The sequence below is a fragment of the Nocardioides sp. genome, assembly GCF_034670285.1.
GTDB lineage: Bacteria > Actinomycetota > Actinomycetes > Propionibacteriales > Nocardioidaceae > Nocardioides.
Genome location: NZ_JAXMNS010000305.1, coordinates 1 through 4,840, shown reverse-complemented (window position 1 = coordinate 4,840; position 4,840 = coordinate 1). Strand labels below are relative to the sequence as shown.

Here is a 4,840-nt window from a genome sequence, read left to right as displayed (position 1 = left end):
CTATTCTAATGCGTAGCATTATTTATCTGATCGGTTTGATTGTTGTTGTTCTGGCGATCCTGCGCTTTGCGTTCGGCGTCATTTAATATGTCGCGGGTTCCCATGACGTCGTGGAACGCGCTGCGGGTGAATCCGGGACACAGTGCGGTGACGTTGATGCCGTCGCGCCTCAGCTCCATGTCGAGCGCCTGGGACATGTGCAGCACGTAGCTCTTGATGCCGGTGTAGAGCAGGCTCTCGGCCGGTGGAGCGAACGCGGCCAGGGAGGAGACGTTGACGATGCGACCCCACCCGCGCTCCTTCATGCCCGGCGCGACACGGTGCGCCAGCTCGGTGACGGCGGTGATCATCAGCTGGATCTCGGCGGCGAGAGTCGGCCAGGGCGTGTTTGCGAACGTGTCGTTGCCGGACAGGGCGGCATTGTTGATGAGGACCTCGATGTCGAGGCCCTGGGCTGTCGCGTAGTCCGTGGCCCGCGCCGGGGTGTCGGGATCGGTGAGGTCGGCCGCGAAGACTTCGCAGCGGACCCCGTGCGTGGCGCGGAGTTCCGCGGCTAGATCCTGCAGCCGGTCCTCGCGTCGAGCGACGAGCAAGAGCGGGTGGCCTTCTCCTGCGAGCAGCCACGCGAAGCTTGCGCCGGTGACCAGCGCCGCTCTACTCATGTCGTCCACAAGATCTCCGATCGACGCCTCTTGACTGCCATACAAGACGGTAGTCGGGCTCTTGAATGATGGTCAAGATAGGGTCGGTGTGTGCCGCGCAACAGACGCCCTCAAGACCGCAGCGAGAAGCTTGACGAGATCGTGACCGCCGCGGCGAGGCTTTTCAGTGAGGCTGGATTCGAGCAGACGTCGATGGCACGTATCGCCCAAGCCGCAGGCGTCACCCCCACCACGATCTACTGGTACGTCGATGACAAGGACGCTCTCCTGGTCGCGGCCCTGGACCACCTCCTGGCGGACGCGTTGGAGGAGTTCGACCAGCAGGCCGGTGCGCCGCTCATCGATCAGGTGCTGTGGGCGCTGGAGAGACTCAGTCGCCACCGCACCCTGATCGGCGTCGTGCACGCCCGCAGCGAGCACGCCTCGGTCGTCGCCACCTGGCACGACGGTTTCCATGCCCTGATGGACAGCCTCGTCACCGCCCACCTCGACAAGCAGGGCGTCCCTGAGCCAGACCGGACAGCAGCAGCCAGGCTCACTACCTTCGCGGTCGAAGGCCTTCTGTCGCATCCCACCAGCGCCGCCGAGACGCGGGCTGTCCTCGACATCGTTCTCTCCCGATGAGAACCCGCCACACGAGGGCTTGACGGGGCGAGCGCCAGGCGAACCGCCGCCCGACCCTCGACAGAGTCGTGCGCGCACTCGATCGCCGCCGCCGGACTACTACGCCGAGCACCACCAACAGTACTTGGCAAAGCACGTAAACGGCTACCGGTGCCACGCCAACACCGGCGTGAAGCTCCCCGACTGAATCTGAGGCCTGACGGTCGTCGGGGCGCTCACGCCGCGCGGTGCTCAGGTCACTGTTCTGCATCAACAGAAGGTGGTCACGCCACCGCTCGCCGGCTTTGAGGTGGTCAGCGGTGGCCGACCGGAGCCACCCACCGGAAAGCGCTGAGCCCAGGACGCCGACACCAGCAGGCGTCAGAACAGTGGCAACGACGCATGCCGGCCGCCTCCGCCACGTGAGTGCCCACAATCGCGAGGCCGTACATCGCTACCGCCGTGGTGAGAATGCGCCGCATCTGTTGAGACTACGCGCTTGGCGAGCTCGGGCGGGTCAGTCGCGGGGCGCGATGATGTGACAGCTCTGCGGGTCGGTGCAGTCCGCTGGATCGAGCTCGTGGCTGCGGCTGAGTAGCTGCTCGAGCTCGGTGGCGAGCTCGGCCAGCTCGCGCTGTCGCTTCTCGACATCGCGCAGCTTCGACGCCAGTAGCTCCTGGACGTGGGCGCACGGGACGGATCCCTCCCTACGCTGCTCCAGGACGCTGCCCAGCTCGACCAGGGTGAGCCCGGCAGCCTGCCCCGACCGGATGAACGCGAGCCGGGCCAGGACCGAGTCGTCGTAGTCCCGGTAGCCGTTGGGGGTCCGTTCGGGCTGGGGCAGGAGGCCCCGGCGCTCGTAGAAGCGGATCGTCTGGGCGGGCACCCCAGCAGCCTCGGCGACGTCTCCTATCCGCATGGCTCCACCCTAGGTGTTGACCTTGCACCACGGATCAAGGTCTAGCGTCCCAGGCATGGACGTCACACTGCTCTACTTCGAGAACTGCCCGAGCTGGAAGATCGCCGACGAGCGGCTCGAGACCCTGGCCGCGGAGCGCGCCGACCTCCGGGTCACCCACCACCTCGTCGAGACCCCGGCTGAAGCCGAGCGCACCGGCTTCCGAGGCTCGCCGAGCATCCAGGTCGACGGTGTGGACGTCTTCGCCAAGACCGGCGATGCGGTCGCCTTCGCCTGCCGCCGCTACCCGACGCCCGACGGGTTCCAAGGCGCACCGACGCTCGACCAGCTCAGGGCGGTCCTGGCCGATGCGTGAGCAGACCGCCGCCCTCGCCCCGGTCGCGGTGCTCGTCGGCGCCCTCGGCCTCTGCTGCGGTCTTCCAGTCCTGCTCTCGTTGGGCGTGGTCGGCGCCATCGCCGGCTGGTCCCTGCAGAGCTTGGTCCTCGTCGGCATGGGGCTCGCCCTCGCTGCCGTCGGCGGTCTCCGCTACCTGCGCCACTTGAACTCACGACGCCGTACCTCTCAAGAGGAAGTTTCCCATGACGCAGACCTATGACCTGATCGTGATCGGCGCCGGCATGGCCGGGGTCGCCGCAGCGAACAAGTGCGCGGCCCAGGGCTGGTCCGTGGCGATCGTGGACTCACGGCCGTACGGCGGAACCTGCGCCCTGCGTGGGTGCGACCCGAAGAAGATCCTGCGCCGCGGCGCCGAGGTCATCGACAGCGCCCGACTGATGCACGGCAAGGGCGTCGACAGCAACGGACTGACCATCAACTGGGCCGACCTGATGAAGCACAAGCACGGCTTCACCGACCCGGTCCCGCAGAGCATGGAGGACGGGCTGGTCGACAGCGGGGTCACCACGCTGCACGGCCGTGCACGGTTCACCGGCCCGCAGACTCTCGAGATCGACGGCGTGACCTACGAGGCCGACCGTTTCCTCGTCGCCACCGGGGCGCAGCCGCGTCCACTGGACTTCCCCGGCCACGAGCACCTCATCGACAGCTCCGACTTCCTCGACCTGGCACAGCTGCCCGCCCGCGTCCTGTTCGGCGGCGGCGGCTTCATCTCCTTCGAGTTCGCCCACATCCTCGCCCGAGCCGGCACCAGCGCCGTCGTGGTCGACCGCGGCGAGCGACCGCTGAAGGGCTTCGACCCCGACCTCGTCGAGCTCATGGTCGAGCGAAGCACCCAGGTCGGCATCGACCTGCGGCGCCGCACCAGCATCGTGGACGTGCAGCCGAACGACGACGGCTACCAGGTCACCATCGAGCGCAACGGCGAGCGGGAGACGATCGAGACCGACCTCGTCGTGCACGGCGCCGGCCGCGTCGCCGAGCTGGCGGACCTCGGACTCGACGCCGCAGGGGTCGAGTGGGGCGAGCGCGGCATCAAGGTCGCCGCCCACCTGCAGAGCACCACCAACCCCGTCGTCTGGGCCGCCGGCGACTCCGCCGACACCGCCGGCATGCCACTGACGCCGGTCGCCGTCTCCGAGGCCAAGGTCGCCGCCTCCAACATGCTCAAGCAGCAGACCAACGCACCCGACTACGCCGGCATCCCCACCGCGGTCTTCACCATCCCCGAGCTGACTCGCGTGGGCATGCTCGAGGCCGAGGCCCGCGACCAGGGCATCGACCTCGCCATGCGCTACTCCGACACCAGCGGCTGGTACTCCAGCTATCGGATCGGGGAGACCACTTCGGCGGCGAAAATCCTCATCGACCGGTCCACCGACCAGGTCGTGGGAGCCCACCTGTTCGGACCGGAGTACGGCGAGCTCATCAACACCCTGGGCCTGGCCATCAAGCTCGGCCTCACCACCCGACAGCTGAAGTCCGCGACCGCCGCCTATCCCACCGTGGGCTCGGACCTCGGCTCCATGCTCTGACCGCGCTCGGGATCCAATGGACCCGGGGGCGCCAAATGAGGCCAGCCGACTACTGCGCCGAACAGCACCAGCAGCACCTGGCCAAGAACCCGCACCGCTACCGGTGCCACTCCGACACCCGGGTGACGTTCCCGGACTGACGCCTGCGGGCTGACGGCCCGCTGGGCCCTGATCGGGCTCGGGCTCGTGATGGCCGCCGCCGGCGGGACGCGCTTCGTCCGAGCCCGGCGACGCGTGCAACCCGAACCTCTTTACGGACGTGGGGCACAGGTCTAGGTTCAGCCACAGGTGACCGCATGGGGCGGTTCCAGCGAGTTGAACACTCGGATCGGACCGTGCTCACCATGACCAGAGAACCGCTCCCACACTCCCGCCGCACCGTCCTCGCCACCACCGCCTGGGCCACCCCCGCGATCGTCCTCGCCGGCGCCGCTCCTGCACACGCCGTCAGCGGCGGCACCCCCACCGTCACCTTGCTCGCCACCCGCGGCGACACCGGCAACGGCATCGGGACCATCGACCTGTCACTGGACCCGGACCCGGCCACCACCCCGGTCCCGGTCACCACCTACGACGACGCCGGCACCACCACGACGAGCTTCACCAAGACCGGGACCTCCGGCACCGCGGGGCTCTACCAGCTCGTCTTCACCTCCACCACACATCCCTGCCCCGCCACCATCACCGTCACCCTGTCCATCAACGACTACGGCACCGTCATGCC

Annotated in this window: 7 protein-coding genes; 5 read left to right on the top strand and 2 right to left on the bottom strand. The window is 68.1% G+C overall.

Annotated elements, in window-relative coordinates:
* Window positions 1–5: 5 nt before the first annotated feature.
* Entirely contained in the window at window positions 6–662 is a 657-nt protein-coding gene (locus VOI19_RS14520) for an SDR family NAD(P)-dependent oxidoreductase (protein ID WP_323793677.1), read from the bottom strand.
* Between the two features lie 90 nt (window positions 663–752).
* Here VOI19_RS14520 and VOI19_RS14515 point away from each other — a divergent pair, with 90 nt between their 5' ends.
* Entirely contained in the window at window positions 753–1,286 is a 534-nt protein-coding gene (locus tag VOI19_RS14515) for a helix-turn-helix domain-containing protein (RefSeq protein ID WP_323793676.1), read from the top strand.
* Between the two features lie 496 nt (window positions 1,287–1,782).
* Here VOI19_RS14515 and VOI19_RS14510 read toward each other — a convergent pair whose 3' ends face one another.
* On the bottom strand, window positions 1,783–2,184 hold the full coding sequence (locus tag VOI19_RS14510; RefSeq protein WP_323793675.1) for a heavy metal-responsive transcriptional regulator: 402 nt from the start codon (window positions 2,182–2,184) through the stop codon (window positions 1,783–1,785).
* A 55-nt stretch (window positions 2,185–2,239) separates the two neighbouring features.
* Here VOI19_RS14510 and VOI19_RS14505 point away from each other — a divergent pair, with 55 nt between their 5' ends.
* The 4 genes from VOI19_RS14505 to VOI19_RS14490 form a co-directional block, all read left to right on the top strand.
* On the top strand, window positions 2,240–2,539 hold the full coding sequence (locus VOI19_RS14505) for a thioredoxin family protein (protein ID WP_323793674.1): 300 nt from the start codon (window positions 2,240–2,242) through the stop codon (window positions 2,537–2,539).
* Window positions 2,532–2,780 carry a hypothetical protein gene (locus VOI19_RS14500; protein WP_323793673.1) on the top strand — a complete coding sequence of 83 codons (249 nt, stop codon included), beginning with the start codon at window positions 2,532–2,534 and terminating at the stop codon, window positions 2,778–2,780. The genes VOI19_RS14505 and VOI19_RS14500 overlap by 8 nt, the downstream gene beginning before the upstream one ends.
* The gene (locus VOI19_RS14495; RefSeq protein WP_323793672.1) at window positions 2,764–4,116 is read left to right on the top strand and encodes an NAD(P)/FAD-dependent oxidoreductase; all 1,353 of its coding nucleotides are present in this window, start codon (window positions 2,764–2,766) and stop codon (window positions 4,114–4,116) included. Before VOI19_RS14500 ends, VOI19_RS14495 begins: the two co-directional genes overlap by 17 nt.
* A gap of 344 nt (window positions 4,117–4,460) precedes the next feature.
* On the top strand, window positions 4,461–4,840 hold a 380-nt coding region (locus tag VOI19_RS14490), incomplete at its 3' end, for a hypothetical protein (protein ID WP_323793671.1).

Excerpts from the sequence above, each read along its gene's own strand:
- VOI19_RS14500 (WP_323793673.1), top strand. The coding sequence starts at position 2,532 with ATGCGTGAGCAGACCGCCGCCCTCGCCCCGGTCGCGGTGCTCGTCGGC.
- VOI19_RS14520 (WP_323793677.1), bottom strand. The coding sequence starts at position 662 with ATGAGTAGAGCGGCGCTGGTCACCGGCGCAAGCTTCGCGTGGCTGCTC.
- VOI19_RS14495 (WP_323793672.1), top strand. The coding sequence starts at position 2,764 with ATGACGCAGACCTATGACCTGATCGTGATCGGCGCCGGCATGGCCGGG.
- VOI19_RS14505 (WP_323793674.1), top strand. The coding sequence starts at position 2,240 with ATGGACGTCACACTGCTCTACTTCGAGAACTGCCCGAGCTGGAAGATC.
- VOI19_RS14510 (WP_323793675.1), bottom strand. The coding sequence starts at position 2,184 with ATGCGGATAGGAGACGTCGCCGAGGCTGCTGGGGTGCCCGCCCAGACG.